The following is a 26005-nucleotide window of genomic DNA, read 5'->3' as shown; positions in this document are numbered from 1 at the left end:
GAAAAACATCTCCTCCATCCGTGATGCTGCCGGCGTGACTTTGCCTCATCGGTGATCATCACAGCGCGGTCAGCCAACCAGGGTGGCATGGCTGCCCCGGTACTGTGCCGCTATCGTCGCGCGCGGCATTTCCAGGGACCACGACCCGCATGCGACATCCCGGCCTGTTGGTCCGCCTGCTGCTCGGCACCCTCCTCCTCGCCGCCCCGGCGCTGCTGAACCGGCAGCCGTTGCTGTACGAGGACATCTTCGCCTACCTGCGCGGGCCGGCGGTCATCTCGCTGCAATTGGGCGGGCCGCGCTTCGAGAATGCCTGGTCGAAGGTCCACCGGCCCCTGGCGGCGCCCGCCCCGGCCGCGGCCGAGGCACCCGCCGTAGCGCCGGAGGCCCCGGCCGCGCAGCAGGACCGCAGCATCGAGGCGGGGCGATCGATCTACTGGGGGACGCTCGCCTACCTGACCTGGCTCGCCAGCGGCTTCTGGCTGCTGGTGGTGCTGCAGGCGGCGATCGTCGCCTGGCTGCTGGACCTGCTGCTGCTGCGCTGCCTGCGCCTCGGCACCGCCTGGTATGCCGGCGCGCTGGTCGGGCTGACGCTGCTGACCCCCCTGCCCTACTACGTCGCCTATGTCATGCCGGACCTCTTCGCCGCGGTCGCCATCCTCGGCGCCGCGCTGCTGGTCGGCTTCTGGCGCGACCTCGCACGGACCGACCGCGTCCTGCTCTGGCTGCTCGTCGCCTTCGGCGTCATGGCGCATGCCAGCCACCTCCTGACGCTGGCCGCGATCCTTGTAGTCTGCGCCGTCGCGGCGCTGCTGCGCCGGACGCCCGCGCCGCGCGCCGCGCCGCTGCTGGCGCTGGCCGCCTGCGTGGCGCTCGGCGCCCTGGGCGAGGTCGCCTTCGGACAGGCGGTGAGGCTCGCCCTCCACCAGTCCCCGCTGCGGCTGCCCCACATGACGGCGCACCTCATCGAGATGGGCCCCGGCCTCGACCTGCTGCGGGCGCAATGCGGCGGCGCCTCGCCCTTCGCGCTCTGCGCCTATGTCGACCGGCTGCCGGTGGACTGGGTCTCCTTCCTCTTCGACAGCGACCCGGCCCGCGGCGTCTTCGGCGCCGCGGACATGGTCCTGAAGCGCCGCATCTCGGAGGAGCAGACGCGCTTCCTGCTGGCGACGCTCGCCCACGACCCCTTGGGCACGGCGACCGGCCTGCTGCGGGACGGGCTGGAGCAGGTGGTCAGCTTCGGCCTGCCCGACATCGTCTATACGCAGAAGCGGCTCGACTTCTTCGCCGGCTATTTCCCCGCCGCGCTGGCCGAGGGCGCGCCGCGCACGCTGGTGCAGACGCATCCCGCGATCACCCGGGTGCACGAGGCAATCATCTATGCCGTGGCGCTGGCGGCCCTGCTCGCCGGCGGCATCGCCCTGCTGCGGCCGGGCCCGGCGCGGCGCGACCCGGCCTGGGACGGCGCCGCGACCGTGGCGCTGGTCGTGCTGCTGGGGCTGGTGGTGAACGGGCTGGTCTGCGGCATGCTCGCCTCGCCCTATGGGCGGTTCGAGGCACGGGTGATCTGGCTGCTGCCGCTGGTGGCCATGGCGCTGGTCGGCCTGCGCCTGCGCGCCGGGGCGCGGCAGGCGGTGGCCGCCGGGGCCCAGGCGGCCTGAGCCCGGCGGCGCCCGCGCCGGTCAGCCCGGGATGTTCGGGTCCGTCAGGCGCCGGTGCTCCTCCAGCGCGTAGCGGTCGGTCATGCCGGCGATATAGTCGCAGACCACCCGCGCCGCCTGGGCGGAGCCGGGCTCGCCCGCCCGGTCCCGCCATTCCTGCGGCAGCATCTGCGGCCCGCCATGCAGGAGCTGGAAGATCACCTGGCTGGCCCGCTTCGACTTCTGCATGGCCCGGTTCACCCGCCAGTGGCGGTACATCCGGTGGAACAGGAAGTCGCGGATCAGCAGGTTGGCCTCCTGCATCGGGGCGGAGAAGGCGACGACCGGCTCCGCCGCCGCGCGGATGTCGTCGGCGCTCCGCGGGTCGAGGGCGGCGATGCGGCGCGCGGCCTCGGTCACCACGTCCTGCACCATGGCATTGATGACGCGCCGCACCGTCTCCGTGATCATCCGCTCGCGCGGGATGTTCGGATGCGCCGAGCGCACGGCTTGGTAGGCGTCGCCGATCAGCGGCAGGGCCGCCGCTTCCTCCAGCGTGAAGAGCCGGGCACGGACGCCGTCATCCAGGTCGTGGTTGTTGTAGGCGATGTCGTCGGCCAGCGCGGCCACCTGCGCCTCGGCCGAGGCATGGGTGGCGAGGTCGAGGCCGTGCCGCGCATCGTATTCGGCGATGTAGCCGGTCGGGCGGCGGACCGGGCCATTGTGCTTGGCCAAGCCCTCCAGCGTCTCCCAGGAGAGGTTAAGCCCGTCGAAATCGGCGTAGCGGGCCTCGAGCAGCGTCACGACCTTCAGCGACTGGGCATTGTGGTCGAAGCCGCCATAGGGGCGCATCTGCGAATCGAGCGCCTCCTCCCCGGCATGGCCGAAGGGCGGATGGCCGAGGTCGTGGGCGAGCGCCAGCGCCTCCGCCAGATCCTCATCCAGTTGCAGCCGCCGGGCGATGGCGCGGGCGATCTGCGCGACCTCGATAGAGTGGGTCAGGCGGGTGCGGAAATAGTCGCCCTCATGGAAGACGAAGACCTGGGTCTTGTACTGCAGGCGGCGGAAGGCGCCGGTATGGATGATCCGGTCCCGGTCCCGCTGGAAGGGGGAGCGCGCGTCACCGCCCGGCTCCGCGTGCAGCCGGCCGCGGGAGGCTTCGGGCTGGACAGCCCAAGGGGCGCGGGCCTGGTCGGTCATGCCGTGTGCCTAACAGGGCGCCGGGGGGCGCCGCAACCGCGGCGGTGGTTGGAAACCGGGCAGCCCAGCGCCTATCTTCCGGGCGACAGCGCGCGGCCGGCGCCCCCTCTGCCGCCCCGCCAGGAGAGCACGATGCCCGACGGTTCCGACCTGCCCCGTTTCCGCGTGACCCCGCGCGCCGCCGCCGAGGTGGCGGAGATCGCGCAACGCGAGGGCCGCCCCGGCGCCGGCCTCCGCGTCTCGGTCAGTGCCGGCGGCTGCTCCGGCTTCCAGTACGGCTTCGCGCTGGCCGATGCGGCCGAGCCGGACGACCTGGTGGTGGAGCAGGGCGGGGCGCGGGTCTTCGTCGACCCGGTCTCGCTCGACCTGCTGGCCGGCGCCGAGCTCGACTGGAACGAGGCGCTGATCGGCGCCCATTTCACCCTGCGGAACCCGCAGGCGGTGTCGGGCTGCGGCTGCGGCGTCAGCTTCTCGGTCGGCTGACGGCTTCACGCCGGGACCGCGAGCGGCGATGGTGGCGGCATGACCCGCCTCGCCACCTTCAACGTCAACTCCATCCGCCGGCGCGTGCCGCACCTGAAGCGCTTCCTGGCGCGGCACAGCCCCGACCTCGTTGTCCTGCAGGAGCTGAAATGCAGGACCGAGGAGTTCCCGGCGCTGGACCTCGCCGATGCCGGCTACGAGATGCGCGCGGTGGGCCAGCCCGGCGGGCGCAACGGCGTCGCGGTGCTCGGCCGGATCCCCTTCGAGGTGACGGCGGAGGCCCTGCCGGGCGATGCCGAGGATGCGCAGGCGCGCTTCGTCGCGGTGCGGGCGGCCGACATGGAGGTCGCCGGCATCTACCTGCCCAACGGCAATTCCGGGGGGGAGGACGGCTTCGGCTACAAGCTGCGCTGGATGGACCGCCTGGCCGACTGGGTGCAGGCGCGGCTGGACCACTTCCGGCCCGTCGCGGTGCTCGGCGACTTCAATGTCTGCCCGACCGAGGCGGATCTCTGCCCCGGCGGCCTGTCCCCGACCGACGCGCTGGTCCGGCCGGAGAGCCGGGCGCGCTTCCGCACCCTGCTGCATGCCGGCATGACGGACGCCCTGCGGGCGCTGCACTCGCAGGACGCGCCCTTCACCTACTGGGACTATGGCCCGGCCTTCGAATCCAATCGCGGCCTGCGCATCGACCATGTCCTGCTCAGCCCGGAATTGGCGGAGCGGCTGGTCGCCTGCGGCGTGGATACGACCGCGCGGTCCGAGGAGCAGCCGAGCGACCACGCCCCGGTCTGGTGCGAATTGCGCTGACCGGGGCTTGGCCCAGCCTCAGTAGCTCGGCCGGACGGTGACCGTCGGCGGCGGGGTCTGCACCACCGCCGGCGGCGCGGCGGGCTGCTGCAGCACGATCGGTGCGGGCGGCGGCCGCTCGCGCTCCACATAGGTGCAGGCCGTCACGGCCAGCCCCGCGGCAATGGCGGCGATCACGGGCAGGGTTCGCATGGCGGGTTCCTTCCGGCTGGTTCGATCCCGCGCTACAACGAGAAGACCCCCTTCCGGTCGCAGCCCGGAACGTAAACGCCTGCGTGAGCCCTACCAGCGGCGCCAGCCCGGCCCGTAGCCGTAATAGCCATAGGGGCGGTAGCCCCAGCCATAATGCGGCGGCGGGGGCGGCGGCGCATAGACATAGGGCCGCGGCGCGGCATAGGGCGCGGGATAGACCGCGCAGCCGCCGAGGACGGCGAGCAAGGGCAGGATTAGCAGCGGGCGGAGACGCATGACGGGGGCTCCTTCGATGCGGAAGGAAACGCCCGGCTTGCGGCAAAACGCGGGCGGCACCGCCGCCGCCCGCGTGAAATCCGCGTCACCCGCCGATGTCAGATATCGGCATAGACATGCGTCTCCGCCTTGGCGCCCGGATGCGTCACCGCGCCGTACCGGGCGGGGCCGACGGTCTGGGCATACTTCCACAGCGCACCGCTGTTGAAGTTGTGGCCGCGGGGCTTCCACTCGGCCTTGCGCTGCGCCAGCTCCGCCTCGGACAGCGCGACGTCGATCGTGCCCTTCCCGGCATCGATGACGATCCGGTCGCCGTTCCTGAGCAGCCCGATCGGCCCGCCCACCGCCGCCTCCGGCCCGACATGGCCGATGCAGAAGCCGCGGGTGGCGCCGGAGAAGCGGCCATCCGTGATCAAGGCCACCTTGTCGCCCATGCCCTGGCCGTAGATGGCGCTGGTGGTCGACAGCATCTCCCGCATGCCGGGGCCGCCCTTCGGTCCCTCGTAGCGGATGACGATGACGTCGCCCGGCTTGTAGGCGCGCGCCTCGACCGCGGCGAAGGCGTCCTCCTCGCAGTCGAAGCAGAGCGCCGTGCCCTCGAAGCGCAGCTTCTCCATGCCGGCGATCTTCACGATGGCGCCGTCCGGCGCGAGGTTGCCGAAGAGGCTGACCACGCCGCCGATCTTCGAGATCGGGTTGGAGACCGGCCGCACCACGTCCTGGTCGGTCGGGAAGACCACGTCCTTGTGGTTCTCGGCCAGCGTCTTGCCGGTGACCGTCGGGCAATCGCCGTGCAGCAGCCCGGCCTCCAGCAGCGCCTTGATGATGACCGGCACGCCGCCGATGCGGTGCACGTCCTGCGCCACGTAGCGGCCGCCCGGCTTGAGGTCGGCGATATGCGGCGTGTCGCGCATCAGCCGCGCCACCTCCTCGAGCGGGAAGTCGATCCCGGCCTCATGCGCGATGGCGGGCAGGTGCAGCGCGGCATTGGTGGAACCGCCGGTCGCGCCGACGATGCGCGCGGCATTCTCCAGCGCCTTGCGGGTGACGATGTCGCGCGGCCGGAGCCCGCTCTTGATCAGGTCCACCACCGCGACGCCGGACTGGTAGGCCCATTTGTCCCGCTCCTCGTCCGGTGCCGGGGCGCCGGCGGAATGCGGCAGGGCGAGGCCGATGACCTCCGAGATGCAGGCCATGGTATTGGCGGTGAACTGGCCGCCGCAGGCGCCAGCGCCGGGGCAGGCATGCTGCTCCAGCTCCTCGAGGTCGGCGTCCGACATGTTGCCCGCGGCATGGCTGCCCACCGCCTCGAAGATGTCGAGAACGGTGACGTCCCTGCCGCGGAACTGCCCCGGACGGATCGAGCCGCCATAGAGGAAGACGCTGGGCACGTTGAGGCGCAGCATGACCATCATCATGCCGGGGAGCGTCTTGTCGCAGCCGGCGAGGCCGACCAGCGCGTCGTAGCAATGGCCGCGCATCGTCAGCTCGACGGAATCGGCGATGACGTCGCGGGAGACCAGCGAGGCCTTCATGCCCTGGTGGCCCATGGCGATGCCGTCGGTCACCGTGATGGTGGTGAACTCGCGCGGGGCGGCGCCGGAGGCGGCGACGCCGCGCTTGACCGCCTGGGCCTGGCGGCTGAGGGCGATGTTGCAGGGCGCGGCCTCGTTCCAGCAGGTGGCGACGCCGACGAGGGGGGAGGCGATCTCCTCCTTCGTCATGCCCATGGCGTAGTAGTAGCTGCGATGGGGCGCCCGCTCCGGCCCGATGGACACGTGGCGGCTGGGCAGCCTGGACTTGTCCCAGGTGGTCATTCCGTCTCTCCCTCGCGGCGCGGCCCGCTTCCGGCCGGGAGCGCTGCCCCGCGGCCGATCCGCCCCTTGCTGCCGGTGTAGGGTGGCAAGGGCCGCCTTGCCAAGGCGCGCGGCGATGGACCCGGCGGGCGGGGCTGGTCCAGGATCGGGGCAAGGACCATATCGGATACGCCATGGCCGAGCCGACCAAGATCCCGACGCATCGGATGACGCTTGCCGAGTTCTACGCCTGGGCCGCGGCCCAGCCGGACGGCCGGTACGAGTTGTTCGACGGCAAGGTCGCGGCCATGGCGCCGGAGCGGGCGGCGCATGCCGCGACCAAGGCCCAGGCCTGGCTGGCGCTGCGCAACGCCATCCGCGCGGCCGGCCTGCCCTGCCAGGCCTTCGTGGACGGCCTCGCCGTCGAGGTGAGCGAGAGCCGGTCCTACCTGCCTGATGTGGTGGTGAATTGCGGGGAGCGGGTGGCGCCGGAGTCGCTGGTGGCCCCGACGCCGGTCATCGTGGTGGAGGTCGCCTCGCCCTCGACCGCGCGGATCGACCTGGTCCGCAAGCTGCCCGACTATTTCCGCATCCCGAGCATCCAGCACTACCTCATCCTGGATGCCGACAGCCGCATGGCCATCCACCACCGCCGGGTGCCGGACGGCACGCATGCGACCTGGATCGCCGGCAGCGGGTCGCTGGTGCTCGACCCGCCGGGCATCACCATCCGCGTCGAGGACCTCTTCGAGGACTGAAGCAGGACGGCGCGGCCGCACCCGACCCGTCGAATGCGCTGGCGCCGGCGCCCCGCGCCGCCGCAGACTGCCCTCGAACCGGCCGCAGAGAGCCGCACCGAGGGAGACGCCCGATGCCCCCGACCGCCCTGCCCCGCCGCGCGCTGCTCGCGGCGGGTCTCGCCACGCCTGCCATCGCCCGCGCCCAGGGCGGCGACTGGCCGCGCCAGACCGCGCGCTTCATCAACCTCTACGCCCCGGGCGGCGCCAACGACCTGCTCTGCCGCGCCTTCTGCCAGGCGATGACGCAGATCACCGGCCAGCAATTTGTGGTGGAGAACCGCACCGGCGCCGGCGGGACCGTGGGCAGCGATGCCATCGCCAAGGCCCGGGCGGATGGGTACACGATGGGCCTCGGCGGCGCGGCGAACCTGGCGATCGCCCCTTCCCTCTTCCCCGGCCTGCCCTACGACCCCGCGCGCGACTATACCCACGTGACCGGGCTCTACCGGCAGCCCAACGTGCTTATCGTCAATCTCGACGTCCCGGCACGGACCCTGCCGGAGTTCATCGCGCTGCTGCGGGCCCATCCCGGCCGGTTCAACTACGCGACCGGCGGGGCCGGTACGACGCCGCACCTCTCGGGCGAGTTGTTCAAGCGGCGCACCGGCACCGACATGCCCTTCGTGCAGTACCGCGGCGGCGCGCCGGCGCTGGTGGACCTGCTCGCGGGCCAGGTGCAGGCGATCTTCGACAACCTCGCGGGGCCCTATGCCTCGATCCGCGACGGCAAGGTGCGGGCGCTGGCGGTGACCAGCCCGGAGCGCAGCCCGGTGCTGCCGGAGGTCCCGACCATGGCGGAGGTCCTGCCCGGCTTCGACCTGACGAGCTGGAACGGCATGGTGGCGCCGGCCGGGCTGCCGCCGGCCATGGTGCTGCGGATGGCCGCGCTCTCGCACCAGGCGCTGCGGAGCCCGGAGGTGGTGCGCGTCTTCACCGAGAACGGCGCGACGCCCTGGCTGGCCGGGCCGGAGGATTACGCCGCCTATGCCCGGGGACAAGAGCCGCTGATGCGGGACCTGGTGAAGGCGAGCGGCGCCACGCCCGGATAGGCTGGCGCCGCGGGCCGTCAGCCGCCGATCCGCGCCAGCGCCGCGTCGAGGCGCGCGATCTCCACCTGCGCGGCGGCAAGGCGCTCGCGGTTCTCCTCCACCACCTCCTCCGGCGCACGGGCGACGAAATCGGCATTCGAGAGCTTGGCGGTGATCTTCTTCACCTCGCCCTCGGCCGCGCCGCGCGCCTTGGCGAGCCGCGCCCGCTCCGCCGGGATGTCGATGACGCCTTCCAGCGGCAGCATCACCGTCGCCTCGCCGACCACCACCTGGGCCACGCCCTTCGGCGCCTCGCCCTGCAACGGCGTGACCTCGGTGACGCGGCCGAGGCGGCGGATCGCCTCGATCCAGCGCGCCGCCCGCGCCAGGCTCTCCGGCGCCGCATCCCGCATCAGCAGCGGCGTGGTGACGGAGGGCGGGACATTGACCTCGGAGCGCACGGCACGGACCTCGGTGACGAGCCGCACCACCCAGTCCAGCTCCTCCCGCGCCGCCTCGGCCTCCGCCACTGGCACCGCCGTGGGCCAGGCCTCGCGGATCAGGCTGCACTCGGGCCCATAGCCGAAGCGGTCCCAGAGCTCCTCGGTGACGAAGGGAATCGCCGGGTGCAGCAGCCGCAGGATGGTCCCCAGCACGTGCTGCGCCGCGCCCTTCACCTCCGCCTTCACTGGCCCGTCCGGGCCGTTCAGCACCGGCTTGGCGAATTCGATGAACCAGTCGCAGAAGGTGTTCCAGGTGAAGCGGTAGCAGGCGCCGGCATAGTCGTCGAAGCGATAGGCCTCGAGCGCCGCCGTCGCCTCCGCCACCGTGCGGTTCGCCGCGTCCAGGATCCAGCGCGCCAGCGGCGTCTTCGCATCCTCCGGTCGCCATGCAGGATCGACAACGACGCCGTTCGACTCGCAAAAACGCGCGGCGTTCCAGATCTTGGTGATGAAGCCGCGATAGTCCTCGACCCGCTTGCGGCCGAGCTTCACGTCGCGCCCCGGGCCGGTGAGCGCGCAGATGGTGAAGCGCAGCGCGTCCGCGCCATAGGCGTCGATCAGCTCCAGGGGGTCCATGACGTTCCCCTTGGACTTCGACATCTTCTGGCCCTTCTCGTCGCGGACCAGGCCGTGGATGTAGATGTCGCGGAAGGGCACGTCCTGCATGAAGTGCTGGCCCATCATCATCATCCGGGCGACCCAGAAGAAGATGATGTCGAAGCCCGTCACCAGCACGTCGCCGGGGTAGTAGCGCGCGACCTCGTCGGTCCGCTCCGGCCAGCCGAGCGTCGAGAAGGGCCAGAGCGCCGAGCTGAACCAGGTGTCCAGCACGTCCTCGTCGCGCGTGAGCTCGACGTCACGGCCGAACTTCGCGCGCGCCGCTTCCTGCGCCTCCGCCTCGCTCTTCTCGACGAAGATGCTGCCCTCCGGCCCGTACCAGGCCGGGATCTGGTGGCCCCACCAGAGCTGGCGGGAAATGCACCAGGGCTGGATGTCCCGCATCCAGGCGAAGAAGGTGTTCTCCCAGCTCTTCGGGACGAATTTCATCCGGCCCGACTCGACCGCCTCGACCGCCGGCTTCGCCAGCGTCGCCGCGTCGCAGTACCACTGCCAGGTCAGCCGCGGCTCGATCGGCACGCCGCCGCGATCGCCATGCGGCACCTGATGGGTGTGCGGCTCGACCTTCTCCAGCAGGCCGAGCTCCTCGAGCCTGGCGATGATGGCCTTCCGCGCCACGGACCGGTCCTTGCCGGCGAGGCCGCGCACGAAGTCCGGCTCCGCCACGCCATCGACCGCGCGCAGCTCCGCCTCGATCTCGGCCACCGTGACCCGTGCCTCCGGGTCCAGTACCGTCGGCATGGCAAGGCCGTGGCGCCTTCCGACCTCGAAATCGTTGAAGTCATGCGCCGGGGTGATCTTCACCGCGCCGGTGCCCTTCTCCGGGTCCGAATAGGTATCCGCCACAACCGGGATGGCGCGGCCGACCAGCGGCAGGATCACCCGCTTGCCGACCAGCGCGGCGAAGCGGGGATCCTCCGGATGCACGGCGACCGCGGTGTCGCCGAGCATGGTCTCGGGCCGGGTCGTGGCCACCCGCAGGAACTCGCCCGGCGCGCCTTCCACCGGGTAGCGCAGGGTCCAGAGATGCCCCTTCACCTCGCGGCTCTCGACCTCGAGGTCGGAGATCGCCGTCAGCAGCTTCGGGTCCCAGTTCACCAGGCGGCGGTCGCGGTAGATCAGCCCCTCCTTGTGGAGGGTGACGAAGACCTCGAGCACGGCCTGGGAGAGGCCCGCATCCATGGTGAAGCGCTCGCGCGGCCAGTCCAGCGAGGCGCCGAGCCGGCGGAGCTGGCGGGTGATGGTCCCGCCGCTCTCGGCCTTCCATTGCCAGACCCGCTCGACGAAGGCCTCGCGGCCCAGGCTGCGGCGGTCCTGGTTGCCCTCCTGCGCCAGCAGCCGCTCCACCACCATCTGGGTGGCGATGCCGGCATGGTCCGTCCCCGGCTGCCACAGCACGTCCCGGCCCTGCATCCGCCGCCAGCGGACGAGCGTGTCCTGAATCGTGAAGGTCAGCGCATGACCCATGTGCAGGCTGCCCGTGACATTGGGCGGCGGGATCATGATGGTGAAGGGCTGCGCGCCGCTCTCGGGATGGGCCGCGAAGGCGCCCGAGCGCTCCCAGCCCTCGTAGAGGCGGGTCTCGAAGCTGCCCGGGGTCAGGGTCTTGTCCAGCATGGCCGCATCCGTGGTCGGCGGCCCCGCCCCCGTCAAGGGGTCCGTTGCGTGCCGCCTATTGCGACAGCGCCCGGCCGACCACCCGCTCGATCTCGGCCCGCACCAGCCGCTCGACCAGCGGCGGCAGGTTGGCGTCCAGCCAGGCCTTCAGCAGGGGCCGGACCTCCTCGCGCACCACGTCCTCGATGGTCGGGCCGCCGCGATAGACGGCGCTCGACCGCTCCTGCGCCACCGCCCGCAGCAATTGCCCGACCGAGGCCGCCGCGGCCGCCGCCGCGGCCGGCGCGAGCAGCCCGGTCTCCGGCTCCTGCGGCTCGGCCTCGGCCGGCTTAGGGATTGCAGGCGGCGGGGGCGGCAGGGGCGCGGGTTCCGGTGGCGGCGCGGCCGGCGCCGAGACCAGCATGTCCTCGGTCAGGTCGAGCGGCTCGGAACCTGCTGCCGCCGGGACGGGATCGGGGGCGGGATCGGCTGCGGCCGCCGGCGCGGCGGGCGGCTCGGCAGGCCTGGCAGGCGGCTGCGGCGCCGCCTCGTCCTCGCTCAGGATCCGCCGGATGGAGGCGAGGATGTCCTCCATGCTCGGATCGGCGGAAGCCCCAGGGGCGGGTGCCTGGGCGGTTGCCGGGGCTGGTGCCGGGCCGGGCGCGGCCGGGCGCTCCTCAGCCATGTCAGCGACGCTCCGCCACGTCGGAATAGTCGCCGAAACCAGCCCAGCGATTGCGCACGGCGTTGTAGTAGGCCCGCATGTCGTATAGATCGACCTGCAGGCCGAGATCCTGCGCGGTCAGCCGCCCGACGGCGCCGGCCAGGGTGTAGGACTGCGCCACGACGGTGGCGAGCGCCTGCACGAGGTTGGTGCGGTTGCCGAGCAGCTCCTGCTCCTGGTTCAGCACCTCGAGCGTCGTGCGGCTGCCGACGATCGCCTCGCGCTGCACGCCGTCCAGCGCGATCTCGGAGGCGCGGATGGCGGCCCGCTGGCTGTCGACCTGGGCGCGGGAACTCTGCAACTGCTCCCAGGCCTGGATGGCGGCCTGGGTCACCTGCCGGCGCTGATCCTCGACCACGCCCCGGGCCTGCTGCGCCGTCTGCCGGGCCTGCCGGACGGTGGAGAACTCGGCGCCGCCCTGGTAGAGAGGGACCGTCAACTGGGCGACGACCTGGGCACCGGTGACGCGGGTATGCGTGCCGGTCGAGTTGTCGTTGCGGAAGGCCTGGCCGGTCAGGCCGAGCTGCGGCAGCAACTGGCTGATCTGCACGGCGATCGCGTCGCGCGCCTGGGCCTCGTCGAACAGCGCAGCGACCACGTTCGGGTTGTTCGTGCTCGCCGCATCCGCGGCCTCCTGGCTGCTGGCGACGGGCGGGCGGAGCGGCTGCGGCGCCAGCAGCCGCTGCGGCATGAGGCCGATCACGCGCTGGAAGGTGGCACGGCTGATCTGCAGGTTGCCTTCCGCCTGGGCGCGGGAGGCGCGCGCGGCGGCCAGGCGGCTCTCGGCCTGGGCGACGTCCGTCCGGGTGATCTCGCCGACGCGGAAGCGCTCGTTGGTCGCGCGGAGCTGCTCGGTCAGCACCTGCTCGTTGTTGATGTTGAGGCGCAGCAGCTCCTGGTCGCGGATCACCGCGACATAGGCGTTCACGCCGTCGCTCATCACCTGCTGCTCGGTGCTGAGCAGCCGGGCGCGCTGGGCGAGCACCTGGTTCTCCGCCCGCCGCGTGGTGGCGACGGTGCGGCCGCCGCGGAAGACCGGCTGGGTGATGGTGATGCTGTTGGTGTAGAGCTGGCGCTCGATATGCGAGGACACGCCGAGCTGGTGAGTCGGCTGGAACCTGTTCTCCGGCGTCGGGACGCCATTCGGATCCACAAAGGTGCCGAGCGCGCGGGCATGGCCATCGAGGACGCCGGCGGTGCTGCTGATGCTGACGGTCGGGCGCCAGCCGGCGAGCGCCTGCGGCACGTTCTCGTCGACCGCGCGGAGCTGCGCGCGGGCGGCGAGCAGCGTCGGATTGTTCGAATAGGCCTGCGCCAGCGCCTCGGCCAGCGTCTGCGCCGCCGCCTGAGGCGCGCCGGCGCACAGGGCGGCCGACGCCGAGAGCGCGGTGGCGAGCGCCAGGGCGGGGCGAGTCGTGATCATCCTAGCCGTGTCCTTCCGTCGCGGGCGGGCCGCGGTCAGTGCCTACACTAGACGAGCCGAACGCACTTGCCATACCGCAATGCACCGGCGGGACAAGTGCGGCCAGGCGGGCCGAAACCCTATGAAACATCGCGGCGCGGCCCGGACGGGAGCGATCGAGACCTGCCGGCCGCGATGCCTGCCGGGCAAGCTAGCCGGCAGGCGCGTGAATCCCCGGTGAGCGGCCGGGCCATGGCGCCCGGACCCGGGCCATCCTCAGAAGACGAAACCCGGCGCGGGCGCGAATGCGGGCAGCGCGACCGTTGCGCAATCGAAAGACGGGGTGGTGGTCACCGAGCCGCCCAGCCGGCGCCCCAGCACCGCGACCCCGTTCCGCCGGCCGCCGCCCAGCACCGCCACGAGCCGGCCGCCTTCGGCGAGCTGCCCGGCGATGGCGGATGGGATCTCCGGCACCTCGCCCTCGATGAGGATGGCATCATAGGGCGCGCTGCCGGCGAAGCCCTGGGTCGGGTTCACCTGCTCGAGCCGGACCGTGCCGGCCGGGACGCACGTCGCTAGCGCCGGGCGGGCGAGGCCGAGCAGCACCTCGTCGCTCTCGACCGCCGTCACCCGGGCGCCGCATCGGGCGAGCACCGCGGCGCCGTAGCCGGTGCCGGCGCAGACCACCAGCGCCCGGTCGCCCGGCCGCACCGCGGCAAGCTGGACGAGGCGCGCGATCGCCATCGGCGCGATCAGCGCCCGGCCGCCGGGCAGCGGCACGTCCTCGTCCGCATAGGCGCGGGCACGCACGGCGCGGGGCAGGAATTCCTCGCGCGGCAGGTCGCGCATCGCATCGAGCAGGCGCGGGTCGGTCACCCGGCTGGGGCGGAGCTGCCCGTCCACCATGCGCTTGCGCGCATCCGCATAGTCCATGAAGCCGATACCTTCTCGGGGCCGCGGGTTTATAGGGGCCGTCCCGCGCGATCGCCAAGCACAGGTGTTGCGCCGCACGCTTGACCTGCGGCGACCGTGGCCCCAAAGAGGCGTCTCGCCCGGGGCGACTTCTCCTGCGGCGGTCCGGTGGCCGAGTGGTCAGGCACAGGTCTGCAAAACCTGCTACGGCGGTTCAATTCCGCCCCGGACCTCCAGCGAGAAAACTGCATTCGGGGGCTTACAAAGCGCGGCGCGCCTGCTATACGCCCGCTCCCTGGCTGATCCGGCGTGGCGCAGCGGTAGCGCAGCGGACTGTTAATCCGTTGGTCGTTGGTTCGAATCCAACCGCCGGAGCCATCTTCTCTCCCCATTTCCGCCATCGGTGCACTGCGGCGCGGCTGTTCCCTGCGCCCGTTCTGGGGTGAGGTCGGGGGATGCCCCGAGGGGATGCCATGGACAGCGCCGAACGCCTGACGGGGCGGGCCGCCCGCCTGCTCGCCGCGACGCTCTGCGGCGCGCTCTGCCTGGCCTTCTTCTTCCGCGGCCAGATCGGCAACGGCTTCACCCTGCTGCTCGGCGACCGCCATGACGGCGTCATTGCCCTCTCGATCCTCGAGCATTGGTACAACGTGCTCCGCGGCCTCGAGCCCTGGGACCGCACCGCCTATTTCTGGCCGGTGCCGGGCACGCTCGGATACAACGACGGCTATCTGCTCTTCGGCCTGATCCATGCCGGCTTCCGGGCGGCCGGCCTCGACCCCTTCCTCTCGGGCGAGTTGGTCAATGTCGCGACGCGCGCCCTCGGCTTCGCCGCGACCCTGCTGCTGGGGCGGCGCGCGCTGGGGCTGCCCTTCGGCTGGGCGCTGCTCGGGGCGGCGCTCTTCACGATCAGCAACAACCTCTTCATCCGCGCCAGCCATGTGCAGCTCTTCAGCGTCTCCTTCGTGCCGGTGCTGGGGCTGCTGGCGCACGGCGCGCTGCGGGCGCTCTGGGAGGGGCGGCGGACGGCCCTGCTGGGCTGGGGTGCAGGCTTCGGCCTCTGGTTCGCCGCCATGCTGCTGACCGGCTTCTACATGGCCTGGTACAGCGCCTTCCTGGGCGGGGCGCTGCTGCTGGCCTGGCTTGCCGTCGCGGGCGCCGGGGCGCGGCGGCACCTGCTGGCAGCGGTCCGGGCGCAATGGCTGCCGCTCGCAGGGGTGCTGATGCTCGCGGCGGCGGCGAACCTGCCCTTCCTCGGCCTCTACTTGCCCAAGGCCGCCGAGACCGGCATGCACCCCTGGACCGACGTGATCCGCAACGCGCCGGAGCCGATCGACCTGATCCATGTCGGGCAGCACAACCTGCTCTGGGGCTGGCTGGTCCGGGCGCTGAACGACGCCTTCCGCCCCGGCTTCCCCGACTGGAGCGAGCGGATGACCGGCCTGCCGCCGCTGCTGCTGGCGAGCTACCTGGCGGCACTCGCCTGGCTGGCGCGCGGCCCGGCCCTGGCGCCCGCCTGGCTGACGCCCGGGCGGCTGGCGCTGCTCCGGGCACTCGGCCTCGCCAGCCTCCTCACCTGGCTGCTGACCCTGCAGGTCGGCGGCGTCACGGCCTGGTCGCTGGTCTACCAGTATGTCCCCGGCGGCAAGGCGCCGCGGGTGGTGGCGCGCTACCAGCTCTTCATCACCCTCGCGGTGATCGTCCTCGCCATGGCCTTCCTCGCCGCCCGGCGCTGGCCGCGGCCGGTGACCGCCGCCCTGGTCGCGCTGCTGCTGCTGGAGCAGGCGAACGGCTATGCGCCCCTCTTCCTCGACCGGCCGCTGGAGAACGGTCGGCTGGCGGCGGTGCCGCCCCCGCCGCCGGGCTGCCGCGCCTTCTACGTCTCCGCCGCCCGGACCGAGAGCCGCTTCGGCGAGGCCGTGGCCGACCCCTACAACCACAATACCGAGGCGATGATCGTCGCCGGCGTCTGGCACATCCCGACGGTGAACGGCATTTCCACCTTCAACCCGCCGGGCTGGCCGGACGGCATCCCGGAGGATCCCGGCTACCTCCCGGCGGTCGAGGCCTATGCGAAGGCCTGGGGCGTGACCGGCCTCTGCGCCCTGGACCTCCGGCGCTTCCGGTGGTCCGGGCCGGAGGAGCGGTAGCCCCGATCCCGCTCCTCCCCTATGGTTCGGGCTTCCGGCGGGGATGGGATCGACAGGGATGACGGATCTGGTGCGTGGCGATGCCCAGGGCAGCACCTGCCCGCATGATTGCCCCAGCACCTGCGCCCTGGAGGTGGAGGTGCTGCGCGACGCCGCGGGCATCGGGCGCGGCATCGGCGCGGTCCGCGGCGCGGAGGCGAACAGCTACACCGCCGGCGTCATCTGCGCCAAGGTCGCCCGCTATGCCGAGCGCGTCCACCACCCCGACCGGCTGCTGAGGCCCCTGCGCCGCACCGGCCCCAAGGGCAGCGGCAAGTTCGCCGAGATCGGCTGGGAGGAGGCGCTCGACCGCGCGGCGGAGGCCTTCGCCGAGCGCGCGGCCCGGCACGGCTCCGAGACCGTCTGGCCCTACTACTACGCCGGCACCATGGGCCTGGTGCAGCGGGACGGCATCCACCGCCTGCGCAACGTCATGCGCTATGCCGGCCAGCAGAACACCATCTGCACCGCGCTCTGCGAGAGCGGCTGGCAGGCAGGCGTCGGCCGCTTCGGCGGGCCCGACCCGCGGGAGATGGCGGAGGCGGACCTCATCGTCATGTGGGGCGGCAATCCGGTCGCCACCCAGGTGAACGTCATGACGCACATCGCCCGCGCCCGGAAGGCGCGCGGGGCGAAGCTCGTGGTGGTGGACCCCTACCGCACCGGCACCGCCGCCGCCGCCGACCTGCACCTGGCGCTGCGGCCGGGCACCGACGGGGCGCTGGCCTGCGCCGTGATGCACATCGCCTTCCGCGACGGCTTCGCCGACCGCGACTACATCGCCCGCATGTCGGACGCGCCGGCGGGGCTCGAGGCGCATCTGGCGGCCCGCGGCCCGGACTGGGCCAGCGCCGTCACCGGCCTGCCCGTCGAGCAGATCGAGGCCTTCGCGCGGCTCTATTGCACGACGGAGCGGGCCTATATCCGCTGCGGCTACGGCTTCTCCCGCAGCCGCAACGGCGCGGCCTCGCTGCACGCCGTCACCTGCCTGCCGACGGTCACGGGCAAGTGGCGGCACAGGGGCGGCGGCGCCTTCTGGTCCAACCGCGCCATCTATCACTGGGACAAGACCCTGATCGAAGGGCTCGACGCACGCGACCCGTCCATCCGCATGCTGGACCAGAGCCGCATCGGCGCGGTGCTGACCGGCGACCGCCGCGACCTGGGCGAGGGCCCGCCCGTCACCGCGCTGCTGATCCAGAACACCAATCCCGTGGTGGTCGCGCCGGCCAGCGGCAAGGTGCGGCGCGGCTTTCTCCGCGACGACCTGTTCACGGTCGTCCATGAGCAGTTCATGACGGACACCGCGCGCCACGCCGATATCGTGCTGCCCGCGACGATGTTCGTGGAGCACGACGACCTCTACCAGTCCGGCGGCCATAGCCATATCCAGCTCGGCCCGAAGCTGGTCGAGCCGCCGGGCGAGTGCCGGTCGAACCACGAGGTGCTGCAGGGCCTCGCGCAGCGGCTGGGCGCCGAGCACCGCGGCTTCCGGATGACGGCGCGGGAGATCGCGGACTGGACGCTGCGCGCCTCGGGCTGGCCGGGCTGGGACGACATCGCGGCGAAGCGCTGGCACGATGCCGCGCCGGATTTCGCCACGGCGCATTTCGAGACGGGCTTCGGCCATCCCGACGGCAGGTTCCGCTTCGCGCCGGACTGGGCCGCGATCGGCGACGACCATGCCGCGATGCCGCGGCTGCCGGACCACATGCCGGCAATCGACACCGCGAGCGAGGCGCATCCCTTCCGCATGGTGACGGCGCCGGCGCGGCAATTCCTGAACACCACCTTCACCGAGACGCCGGGCAGCCGGAAGCGGGAGGTGCGGCCGACCGCACTGATCCACCCGCGGGACGCCGAACGCCTCGGCATCGAGGAGGGCGGCCGCGTCCGCCTCGGCAATGCCCAGGGCGAGGTGGTGGTGACGGCGAAGCTGGCCGAGGGGCAGCAGGAGGGCGTCGTCATCGTCGAGAGCGTCTGGCCGAACCCCGATTTCGAGGGTGGGATCGGCATCAACCTGCTCGTCAGCGACGACCGCGGCCCGCCCAAGGGCGGCGCGGTGTTCCACGACACCGCGGTCTGGATGCGGCCGGCGGTCGAGCAGGTGGAGCGACTGGCGGCGGAGTAGAGAAGCGCCCGGAATGGGCGCTCGACGATGAAGGCGCAGGAAGCGCCTTCTACTGCAGCCGGGCCGCGCCGGCGGCCGTCAAATGCGCCAGCCTGCCGCCGCAGAACACCGCCACCGCCTCCGGCCCTACCGGATCCACCAGGACGACGTCGCCGCGGAACCCGGGCTCCAGCGCGCCGCGGTCCGTCAGCCCCGCCGCCCGCGCCGGGTTGCCCGAGACCAGCGCCCAGGCCGAGGCCAGGTCCATCCGGCCGCGTCGCGCCATGGCGAAGGGCGCCGCCAGCAGCGCCGGCCAGTGATAGTCGCTCGCCAGCACCGTCACCAGGCCGCGCTCGGCCAGCGGCGCCGCGCTCGCCCAGCCGAGATGGCTGCCGCCGCGCACGACATTCGGCGCGCCCATCACCACCGCCTCGCCATGCGTGCGCGCATCCTCGGCGACCGCCTCGGACATCGGGAATTCGCAGATGCCCGCGCCATATCCGCGGTACAGCGCGCGGTCCTCCAGCGTCGCATCGTCATGGCTCAGCATCGGCAGGCCGGCCTTGTGTGCCGCCGCCGCCAGCCGCTCCCGCGCCGCCGGCACCTCCCCGCGGCGGGCAGCGATGCGTCCGATCAGCGCCTGGTACTCCTCGGGCGAGACTCCGGCGCGGCCGGCATACTTCGCCACCTGCTTCGCATCGTCCATGCGCCTGAGGATCGGCGGCGTGTGGTCGTTGAAGCCCAGCAGGTGCACCCGCCCCGTGGCGATGTCCGACAGCGCGTCGTCCAGCGCATCGAGGTTGTCCGCCTCGAACCGCAGGTGCACGCGAAGGTCGAGGGCGAGCATCGGCCTCGCCTCGTCGAGCGCCGCCATCAGCACCCGCCAGGTCTCCAGCGAGCGCAGGCCCGGCTCCCAGGACAGCGTCACGCCGAGATAGGCTGTCGTGATGCCGCTGGCGAGCAGTTGCGCCGCCGTGTCGCGCACCGCCATTCCGGCGGGAAAGCCGATGCCCGGCCGCGGCTGCAGGCTGCGCTCATGCGCATCGCCATGGATGTCCACCAGCCCCGGCATGACCAGCAGGCCGCGCGCATCCAGCACGCGGGCGCCCGGCGCGGCCTCCGCGAGGCGCCCCTCGGTCAGCAGGACATCGGCCTGGCGCAGCGCGCCGTCCACCAGGGCGCTGCCGCCCGCGATCCGCCACGCATTCCCGTCCATGCTCAGTATTCCACCACCATCTGCATGCGGCCCGCGGCATAGCAGGCGATGCTGAGTTCCACCGGCACGCCCGCCGGATCGACATTGAGCGACTCGGTCACCAGCACCGGCCGCGTCCGCGCCTGCTCCAGCAGCGTCGCCTCCTCCACCGTCGGCATGCGCGCGGTGATGCGGGTCGATTGCCGCCGGTAGTCGGGGACGCCGAGCGTGGCGAGGGCGCGGGTGATCGAGGGGTTCTCCGACAGCAGCCGCAGGATGCCGGGAAAGCGCGCCGCCGAGAAATGGTGCGTGCCGACCACGACCGGCCGCCCGTCCACCAGCCCCAGCCGCTCCGCCACCGCCACCGGCCGGCCGCGGCGCAGGTGCAGCGCCTCGGCGACGAGGCCATCGGCCTCGACCTCGTCGAGCCGCAGGATCCGTCCCTGCGGCTCCCGGTTCTGCCGCCGGATGTTCTCGGAGAAGCGGGTGCGCGGGCCGACGGGATAGTCCAGCACGTCCTCGGCGACGAAGCTGCCGCGCCCCTGCTCGATGCGCACGAGGCCACGCGCCTGCAACTCCTCCATCGCGCGCCGCACGGTGTGGCGATTGACGGCGAAGCGGGCGGAAAGCTCGGCCTCGGTCGGCAGGCGGACGCCCGGCGAGAGGCGGCCGGCGCTGATCTCGCCCTCGATACTGCCGACGATCTGGCGCCAGAGCGCGACGCCCTGGCCGCGGGACAGGGGCGCCGCGCCGCCGGGCATTCCGGCATCCGTCATCGAAACTTCAACCATGCGCGCTCCCTGCCATGGCACATCCACTGATGATTATGGGGCTGGACATCCGAATGTCTAGACCTTTAAAGAAGGCACCATGACCGAAGCGATCCAGCCTCCACAGGACCATCCGGGGATAGCGGCGCGCAAGCGATGGATGGGTGTCCTGGCGCGGGCCGGCGCGCCGGAGATCCTAGCCAGGCTGGCCGAAGCCCCGCCCCTGCCGGCGCACCGCCGCCTGCGCGGGCCCGAGACCGGGCTGGTCATGACGCGCGGCCGACAGGGCGGCGACGGCGCGCCCTTCAACCTCGGCGAGATGACCGTGACGCGGTGCTCCGTGGCGCTCGAGAACGGCGCCGTCGGCCATGCCTATGTGGCCGGGCGCGACGCGCGGCAGGCGGAACTGGCCGCGCTGCTGGACGCCGCGCTGCAGGACCCGGCGCGGCAGGCGGCGCTGATGGACGCGGTGATCGAGCCGCTGGCCGCCGCGCAGGCCGCGCGCGCAGCGCGCGATGCCGCGAGGGCCGCGGCAACGCGGGTGCAGTTCTTCACCATGGCGAACATGCGATGAGGGCCGGCTTCGCCGATCCCGTGCTGGACGCGCAGCGCTGCTTCCGCGCGGTGCTGGAGGCGATGGCACGTCCCGGCCGCGTGCAGCGCGTGGCGGGCCTGCCGGAGGCGCCGGCGCCGCTCGGCACCGCGGCAGCCGCCGTGCTCCTGACCCTGGCGGATGCCGACACGCCGGTCTGGCTGGATGCGGGCAGCGAGGCCGAGGCCTGGCTGCGCTTCCATGCCGGCTGTCCCGTGGTCGCCAGCGCGGCCGAGTCGGCCTTCGCCCTCGCCTGCGGCACGCCGCCGGCGCTGCGCGACCTGGCGCAGGGCACCGAGGAGGAGCCGCATCGCTCCGCCACGCTCATCCTGCAGGTCGCGGCGCTGGAGGAGGGCGAGGGCTGGCGCCTCACCGGGCCGGGCATCGAGCGCGAGCACCGGCTCCTCGCCGAGGGCCTGCCGTCGGGTTTCCCGGCGCAATGGGCGGCCAATCGCGCGCTGTTCCCGCGCGGCGTGGACGTGATCCTCTGCGCCGGCGACCGGCTGGCGGCCCTGCCCCGCACCACCGCGCTGGAGATCCGCTGATGTATGTGGCCGTGAAGGGCGGCGAGCGGGCGATCGAGGCCGCGCATGCCTGGCTGGCGGAGGAGCGGCGCGGCGATCCGGCCCTGCCGGAGCTCTCCGTCGCGCAGGTCGAGGAACAGCTCGGCCTGGCGGTCGACCGCGTCATGGCGGAGGGCGCCTGCCATGACCGCGGCCTCGCCGCGCTCGCCATCAAGCAGGCGCGCGGCGACCTGATCGAGGCCGCCTTCCTGCTGCGCGCCTACCGCACCACCCTGCCCCGCTTCGGCGCCAGCCTGCCGCTGGACACCGGCGGCATGCGCATCCGCCGGCGCATCAGCGCCACCTACAAGGACCTGCCGGGCGGGCAGGTGCTCGGCCCCACTTTCGACTACACCCACCGCCTGCTCGATTTCGCCCTAGCGGCCGAGGGGGAGGCGACGCCGCCTGCGCCCGAGGCGCCGGCCGAGGCCGCGACCATGCCGCGCGTCACCGGCATCCTGGCGCAGGAAGGGCTCATGCAGGCGGAGGCGCCGGGCGAGGCCGAGCCGCCGGACCTGACGCGCGAGCCCCTCGCCTTCCCCGCCGACCGGCCGCTGCGGCTGCAGGCGCTGGCGCGCGGCGACGAGGGATTCCTCCTCGCCCTCGGCTATTCCACCCAGCGCGGCTACGGCAATGCGCACCCCTTCGTCGGCGAGATCCGCATGGGCGAGGTGACGGTGGAGATGATCCCGCCCGAGCTCGGCTTCGCCATCGAGATCGGCGAGATCACCGTGACGGAATGCCAGATGGTGAACCAGTTCGCGGGATCGAAGACCGAGCCGCCGCAGTTCACCCGCGGCTACGGCCTGGTCTTCGGGCATGGCGAACGCAAGGCCATGGCCATGGCGCTGGTCGACCGGTCGCTCCGCGCCCGCGACCTGGGCGAGGAGGCGACAGCGCCGGCGCAGAGCGAGGAATTCGTGCTCTACCACTGCGACAACGTCGAGGCGACCGGCTTCGTCGAGCACCTGAAGCTGCCGCACTACGTGGATTTCCAGAGCGAGCTGGAGAAGATCCGGCAGATGCGCGCGACGGCGCTGCGGGAGGCCGCGGAATGAGCACCGTCGCGGGCTACAACTTCGGCTATCTCGACGAGAATACCAAGCGGATGATCCGCCGCGCGCTGCTGAAGGCGGTGGCGATCCCCGGCCACCAGGTGCCCTTCGGCAGCCGGGAGATGCCGCTGCCCTATGGCTGGGGCACCGGCGGGATCCAGGTGACGGCCAGCGTCATCGGCCCGGGCGACCGGCTGAAGGTGATCGACCAGGGCGCCGACGACACCACCAATGCGGTCTCCATCCGCCGCTTCTTCGCCAGGGTCGCCGGCGTCGGGACGACCGAGCGGACGACAGACGCCACCATCATCCAGACCCGCCACCGCATCCCGGAAACGCCGCTGCGCGAGGGGCAGATCCTGGTCTACCAGGTGCCGATGCCGGAGCCGCTGTTCCGGCTTGAGCCGCGCGTCGCCGAGACGAGGCGCCTGCATGCGCTGGCCGACTACAGCCTGATGCACGTGAAGCTCTACGAGGACATCGCGCGGCATGGCCATATCGCGACCTCCTACAACTACCCCGTCATGGTGAACGGGCGCTACCTGATGTCGCCCTCCCCCATCCCCGCCTTCGACAACCCGAAGATGCACCGCATGGCCGCGCTGCAGCTCTTCGGCGCCGGGCGTGAGAAGCGGATCTATGCCGTGCCGCCCTATACCGAGGTCCGCAGCCTCGATTTCGAGGACCATCCCTTCGAGCCGATCCGGGCGAAATCCACCTGCGCCCTCTGCGGCAGCCGGGAGAGCTACCTGGACGAGGTGGTGACCGACGACCGCGGCGGACGCATGTTCGTCTGCTCCGACACAGATTACTGCAACACGCGCCAGGCGCAGCTGGAGGCAGCGGAATGACCGCGCCCCTCCTCGAGGCCTCCGGCCTGCATCTCCGCTACGGGCCCGTCCCGGCGCTCGACGACGTCGCCCTCTCCATCTGGCCGGGCGAGGTCGTCGCCATCGTCGGCGAATCGGGCTCCGGCAAGACCACGCTGCTGCGCGTCCTGTCCGGCCTGCTGCGGCCGGAGGCGGGCGAGGTGCTCTACCGCGACCCGGAGGGCGCGACGCAGTCCATCCCGGCGATGGGCGAGGCCGCGCTGCGCCGGCTGCACCGCACGGATTGGGGCTTCGTCCACCAGAACCCGCGCGACGGCCTCCGCCTCGGCGTCTCCGCCGGCGGCAATATCGGGGAGAGGCTGATGGCGACCGGCGCGCGCCACTACGGCTCGATCCGCGAGGCCGCGGCGGAGTGGCTGCGGCGCGTCGAGATCGACCCGGCCCGGATCGACGCCCTGCCCCGCACCTTCTCGGGCGGCATGCAGCAGCGCCTGCAGATCGCGCGCACCCTGGTGACGCATCCGCGCCTGGTCTTCATGGACGAGCCGACGGGCGGCCTCGACGTCTCGGTGCAGGCGCGGCTGCTGGACCTGATCCGGGCGCTGGTCGCCGATCTCGGCCTCTCGGTCCTGCTGGTCACGCACGACATCGCCGCGGCGCGGCTGCTGGCGCACCGCATGCTGGTCATGCGCCGCGGCCGGGTGGTAGAGGAAGGGCTGACCGACCGGGTGCTGGACGACCCGCAGCACGAATACACGCAGCTCCTCGTCGCATCGGTGCTCGCGGCATGACCTGGGCCCTGCGCACGGAAGGCCTCGGCAAGGCCTTCACCCTGCACCTCCAGGGCGGCACGCATATCCCGGTGCTGCAGGACGTGGACCTGGCAGTGGCGCCCGGCGAGTGCGTCGCCCTGGCCGGCCCCTCCGGTGCCGGCAAGTCCACCCTCATGCGCTGCCTGTATGGCAATTACGGCGCCAACCAGGGCCGCATCCTGCTGCGTCACCGGGGCGCGGTCCTGGACCTCGCCGCCGCCGAGCCGCGGCTGGTGCGGGAGGTGCGGCGGGATACGCTCGGCTATGTCAGCCAGTTCCTGCGCGTCATCCCGCGCGTGCCGACCCTCGATATCGTCGCGGAGCCGCTGCTGGCCCGCGGCGTGCCGCGGGAGGCGGCGCGGGCCCGCGCCACCGACCTGCTGACCCGGCTGAACCTGCCGCCGCGGCTGCACGGGCTGCCGCCCGCCACCTTCTCGGGCGGGGAGCAGCAGCGGGTGAACCTGGCCCGCGGCTTCGCGCCGCACTATCCCGTGCTGCTGCTGGACGAGCCGACGGCGAGCCTCGATGCCGGCAACCGGGCCGTGGTCATCGCGCTGATCGCGGAAGCGAAGCTTGCCGGCGCCGCAATTATCGGCATCTTCCATGATACCGAGGTCCGCGATCAGGTCGCCGACCGTCTTTTCGAGGTCGCCCCCATGCAGGCCGAGGCCGCGATCCATGCCCCGGGCGGCGCAGCGCCCGCCGCGACCGCGGCCGGGGCCGCCGCATGAAGGAAGCGGTGCTGACCCATGCGCGGCTGGTGCTGCGGGACGAGGTGGTTCCCGGCACCATCCTGCTCCGCGGCGACCGCATCGCCGATGTGCAGCCGGGCCGCAGCCATCTGAGCAGCGCCGAGGACCTGGAGGGCGACCACCTCATCCCCGGCGTGGTGGACCTGCATACCGACAATCTCGAGCGCCAGGTTCTGCCCCGCAGCAATGCCCGCTGGCCCAGCCGCTCGGCGATGCTGGCGCATGATGCGCAATGCGCGGCGGCCGGCGTGACCACGGTGCTGGATGCGCTCTGCCTCGGCGATCTCGGCTTCGATCCGGGCCGCGGCCAGACCTTCCGGGAGGGCCTGCACGACCTGACCGAACTCGCCCCGGCCGGCCTCTTCAAGAGCGAGCATTTCCTGCACCTGCGCTGCGAATTGCCGGCGCCGGACCTGATGCCGGCCCTCGCCCTCGCCGAGGGCAATCCGCTGGTGCGCATGGTCAGCCTGATGGACCATTCGCCCGGCGTCGGCCAGTACCGCGACGTCGAGCGCTACAAGGAGATGCGCATGCGCCAGAAGGGCCTGCGCGTTGCCGATGTCGAGACGCGGATCAGCGAGCTGCTGGAGCAGCGCGCCCGGCTGCGCGGGCCGCAACGGCAGGCGGTGCTGGCGCGCTACGCGCCGCTCGGCATCCCGCTCGCCAGCCATGACGACGAGAATGCCGCGCAGGTGGCGGAGAATGCCCGCGACGGCATCCTGATCAGCGAGTTCCCCGTGACGATGGAGGCCGCCGCCGCGGCCGGCCCGCTCGGCGTGCAGGTGATCGCGGGGGCGCCCAACATCGTCCGCGGCGGCAGCCATTCCGGCAATGTCGCCGTCACCGACCTGGTCCGGGCCCGGGCGGTGGATGCGCTGGCCAGCGACTACGTCCCCGCCGCGCTGGTCGAGGCCGCTTGGCGCAGCGTCGTGGCGGGCGAGGTCACGCTGCCGCAGGCGGTCGCCATGGTCACCGACACGCCGGCGCGTATGGTGCGGCTGCACGACCGCGGCCGCATCGAGGCCGGGCTGCGGGCCGACCTCGCGCGCGTGGGCGCGCTGGGCGGCCTGCCCTTCGTCCGGCAGGTCTGGCGCGGCGGCGAGCGCGTCGCGTGAACGGCGCGCGGGATCTGCTTGCGGAGAACACGCGGGGTCACC

The 26005-nt window shown here is 72.5% G+C and carries 24 protein-coding genes and 2 tRNA genes; 16 read left to right on the top strand and 10 right to left on the bottom strand.

The features are described 5' to 3' along the window. Window positions 1-149 precede the first annotated feature (149 nt). Window positions 150-1661 carry a hypothetical protein gene (locus tag Q7A36_RS05820; RefSeq protein WP_305102721.1) on the top strand — a complete coding sequence of 504 codons (1512 nt, stop codon included), beginning with the start codon at window positions 150-152 and terminating at the stop codon, window positions 1659-1661. A gap of 21 nt (window positions 1662-1682) precedes the next feature. Here the strand turns inward: Q7A36_RS05820 and Q7A36_RS05815 are convergent, their stop codons facing one another. Continuing rightward, on the bottom strand, window positions 1683-2840 hold the full coding sequence (locus tag Q7A36_RS05815) for a deoxyguanosinetriphosphate triphosphohydrolase (RefSeq protein ID WP_305102720.1): 1158 nt from the start codon (window positions 2838-2840) through the stop codon (window positions 1683-1685). Between the two features lie 132 nt (window positions 2841-2972). On the opposite strand from Q7A36_RS05815, the gene Q7A36_RS05810 reads away from it, so the two are divergent. Both Q7A36_RS05810 and xth read left to right on the top strand, forming a co-directional pair. Continuing rightward, a complete protein-coding gene (locus Q7A36_RS05810; RefSeq protein WP_305102719.1) occupies window positions 2973-3323 on the top strand; it encodes a HesB/IscA family protein in 351 nt (116 codons plus the stop codon). A gap of 39 nt (window positions 3324-3362) precedes the next feature. Next, a complete protein-coding gene (gene xth, locus Q7A36_RS05805) occupies window positions 3363-4133 on the top strand; it encodes an exodeoxyribonuclease III (protein ID WP_305102718.1) in 771 nt (256 codons plus the stop codon). An 18-nt stretch (window positions 4134-4151) separates the two neighbouring features. On the opposite strand, the gene Q7A36_RS05800 is transcribed toward xth, so the two are convergent. The 3 genes from Q7A36_RS05800 to ilvD all read right to left on the bottom strand — a co-directional run bounded on the left by Q7A36_RS05800 (window position 4152) and on the right by ilvD (window position 6418). Then, window positions 4152-4325, bottom strand: a complete 174-nt coding sequence (locus Q7A36_RS05800) for a hypothetical protein (protein WP_305102717.1) — start codon at window positions 4323-4325, stop codon at window positions 4152-4154. 90 nt (window positions 4326-4415) lie between these two features. Beyond that, entirely contained in the window at window positions 4416-4601 is a 186-nt protein-coding gene (locus Q7A36_RS05795; protein WP_305102716.1) for a hypothetical protein, read from the bottom strand. A gap of 98 nt (window positions 4602-4699) precedes the next feature. After that, window positions 4700-6418: a dihydroxy-acid dehydratase gene (gene ilvD, locus Q7A36_RS05790; protein WP_305102715.1), complete on the bottom strand. Its 1719-nt coding sequence runs from the start codon at window positions 6416-6418 to the stop codon at window positions 4700-4702. A 173-nt stretch (window positions 6419-6591) separates the two neighbouring features. Between ilvD and Q7A36_RS05785 the strand changes: the two genes are divergently transcribed. Further along, window positions 6592-7155 carry a Uma2 family endonuclease gene (locus tag Q7A36_RS05785; RefSeq protein ID WP_305102714.1) on the top strand — a complete coding sequence of 188 codons (564 nt, stop codon included), beginning with the start codon at window positions 6592-6594 and terminating at the stop codon, window positions 7153-7155. 113 nt (window positions 7156-7268) lie between these two features. After that, window positions 7269-8246: a Bug family tripartite tricarboxylate transporter substrate binding protein gene (locus Q7A36_RS05780; RefSeq protein ID WP_305102713.1), complete on the top strand. Its 978-nt coding sequence runs from the start codon at window positions 7269-7271 to the stop codon at window positions 8244-8246. A gap of 17 nt (window positions 8247-8263) precedes the next feature. Here Q7A36_RS05780 and Q7A36_RS05775 read toward each other — a convergent pair whose 3' ends face one another. The 4 genes from Q7A36_RS05775 to Q7A36_RS05760 all read right to left on the bottom strand — a co-directional run bounded on the left by Q7A36_RS05775 (window position 8264) and on the right by Q7A36_RS05760 (window position 14001). After that, window positions 8264-10963 (bottom strand): valine--tRNA ligase, encoded by a 2700-nt coding sequence (locus Q7A36_RS05775; protein ID WP_305102712.1) that lies wholly within the window; start codon window positions 10961-10963, stop codon window positions 8264-8266. A gap of 55 nt (window positions 10964-11018) precedes the next feature. Further along, complete coding sequence (locus Q7A36_RS05770; protein ID WP_305102711.1) at window positions 11019-11537, bottom strand: DUF2497 domain-containing protein; 519 nt, start codon at window positions 11535-11537, stop codon at window positions 11019-11021. Between the two features lie 91 nt (window positions 11538-11628). Beyond that, the gene (locus Q7A36_RS05765; RefSeq protein WP_305102710.1) at window positions 11629-13089 is read right to left on the bottom strand and encodes a TolC family outer membrane protein; all 1461 of its coding nucleotides are present in this window, start codon (window positions 13087-13089) and stop codon (window positions 11629-11631) included. A gap of 255 nt (window positions 13090-13344) precedes the next feature. Beyond that, window positions 13345-14001 (bottom strand): protein-L-isoaspartate O-methyltransferase family protein, encoded by a 657-nt coding sequence (locus Q7A36_RS05760; protein WP_305102709.1) that lies wholly within the window; start codon window positions 13999-14001, stop codon window positions 13345-13347. Window positions 14002-14142: 141 nt separating this feature from the next. Between Q7A36_RS05760 and Q7A36_RS05755 the strand changes: the two genes are divergently transcribed. From Q7A36_RS05755 to Q7A36_RS05740, 4 genes are all read left to right on the top strand, one after another. Further along, window positions 14143-14216 (top strand) — tRNA-Cys (locus tag Q7A36_RS05755). 67 nt (window positions 14217-14283) lie between these two features. Next, window positions 14284-14358: transfer RNA gene (locus tag Q7A36_RS05750), tRNA-Asn, on the top strand. A gap of 95 nt (window positions 14359-14453) precedes the next feature. Beyond that, window positions 14454-16130 carry a hypothetical protein gene (locus tag Q7A36_RS05745; protein ID WP_305102708.1) on the top strand — a complete coding sequence of 559 codons (1677 nt, stop codon included), beginning with the start codon at window positions 14454-14456 and terminating at the stop codon, window positions 16128-16130. Between the two features lie 58 nt (window positions 16131-16188). Further along, window positions 16189-18300: a molybdopterin-dependent oxidoreductase gene (locus Q7A36_RS05740; RefSeq protein ID WP_305102707.1), complete on the top strand. Its 2112-nt coding sequence runs from the start codon at window positions 16189-16191 to the stop codon at window positions 18298-18300. Window positions 18301-18349: 49 nt separating this feature from the next. Here Q7A36_RS05740 and Q7A36_RS05735 read toward each other — a convergent pair whose 3' ends face one another. Further along, the gene (locus Q7A36_RS05735) at window positions 18350-19495 is read right to left on the bottom strand and encodes an alpha-D-ribose 1-methylphosphonate 5-triphosphate diphosphatase (RefSeq protein ID WP_305102706.1); all 1146 of its coding nucleotides are present in this window, start codon (window positions 19493-19495) and stop codon (window positions 18350-18352) included. A gap of 2 nt (window positions 19496-19497) precedes the next feature. Then, complete coding sequence (gene phnF / locus Q7A36_RS05730; RefSeq protein ID WP_305102705.1) at window positions 19498-20265, bottom strand: phosphonate metabolism transcriptional regulator PhnF; 768 nt, start codon at window positions 20263-20265, stop codon at window positions 19498-19500. A gap of 79 nt (window positions 20266-20344) precedes the next feature. Here phnF and phnG point away from each other — a divergent pair, with 79 nt between their 5' ends. Genes phnG through Q7A36_RS05695 form a run of 7 tightly spaced genes read left to right on the top strand, consistent with a single transcriptional unit; the run spans window position 20345 to window position 25963 of the window. After that, complete coding sequence (phnG, locus tag Q7A36_RS05725) at window positions 20345-20818, top strand: phosphonate C-P lyase system protein PhnG (protein WP_305102704.1); 474 nt, start codon at window positions 20345-20347, stop codon at window positions 20816-20818. After that, window positions 20815-21381: a phosphonate C-P lyase system protein PhnH gene (gene phnH, locus Q7A36_RS05720; RefSeq protein WP_305102703.1), complete on the top strand. Its 567-nt coding sequence runs from the start codon at window positions 20815-20817 to the stop codon at window positions 21379-21381. The genes phnG and phnH overlap by 4 nt, the downstream gene beginning before the upstream one ends. Further along, on the top strand, window positions 21381-22457 hold the full coding sequence (locus Q7A36_RS05715; protein ID WP_305102702.1) for a carbon-phosphorus lyase complex subunit PhnI: 1077 nt from the start codon (window positions 21381-21383) through the stop codon (window positions 22455-22457). Before phnH ends, Q7A36_RS05715 begins: the two co-directional genes overlap by 1 nt. Next, window positions 22454-23305 carry an alpha-D-ribose 1-methylphosphonate 5-phosphate C-P-lyase PhnJ gene (locus Q7A36_RS05710; RefSeq protein WP_305102701.1) on the top strand — a complete coding sequence of 284 codons (852 nt, stop codon included), beginning with the start codon at window positions 22454-22456 and terminating at the stop codon, window positions 23303-23305. The genes Q7A36_RS05715 and Q7A36_RS05710 overlap by 4 nt, the downstream gene beginning before the upstream one ends. Further along, window positions 23302-24075: a phosphonate C-P lyase system protein PhnK gene (gene phnK / locus Q7A36_RS05705; protein WP_305102700.1), complete on the top strand. Its 774-nt coding sequence runs from the start codon at window positions 23302-23304 to the stop codon at window positions 24073-24075. Before Q7A36_RS05710 ends, phnK begins: the two co-directional genes overlap by 4 nt. Further along, window positions 24072-24827, top strand: a complete 756-nt coding sequence (gene phnL, locus Q7A36_RS05700; protein ID WP_305102699.1) for a phosphonate C-P lyase system protein PhnL — start codon at window positions 24072-24074, stop codon at window positions 24825-24827. Before phnK ends, phnL begins: the two co-directional genes overlap by 4 nt. Further along, window positions 24824-25963, top strand: coding sequence for an alpha-D-ribose 1-methylphosphonate 5-triphosphate diphosphatase (locus Q7A36_RS05695; protein WP_305102698.1), 1140 nt, complete (start codon window positions 24824-24826; stop codon window positions 25961-25963). The genes phnL and Q7A36_RS05695 overlap by 4 nt, the downstream gene beginning before the upstream one ends. Window positions 25964-26005 lie beyond the last annotated feature (42 nt).

The organism is Paracraurococcus lichenis (assembly GCF_030657435.1).
GTDB classification, from domain to species: domain Bacteria; phylum Pseudomonadota; class Alphaproteobacteria; order Acetobacterales; family Acetobacteraceae; genus Paracraurococcus; species Paracraurococcus lichenis.
Note: the sequence above shows the minus strand (reverse complement) of the source record. Positions and strands in the feature narration are given on the sequence as shown.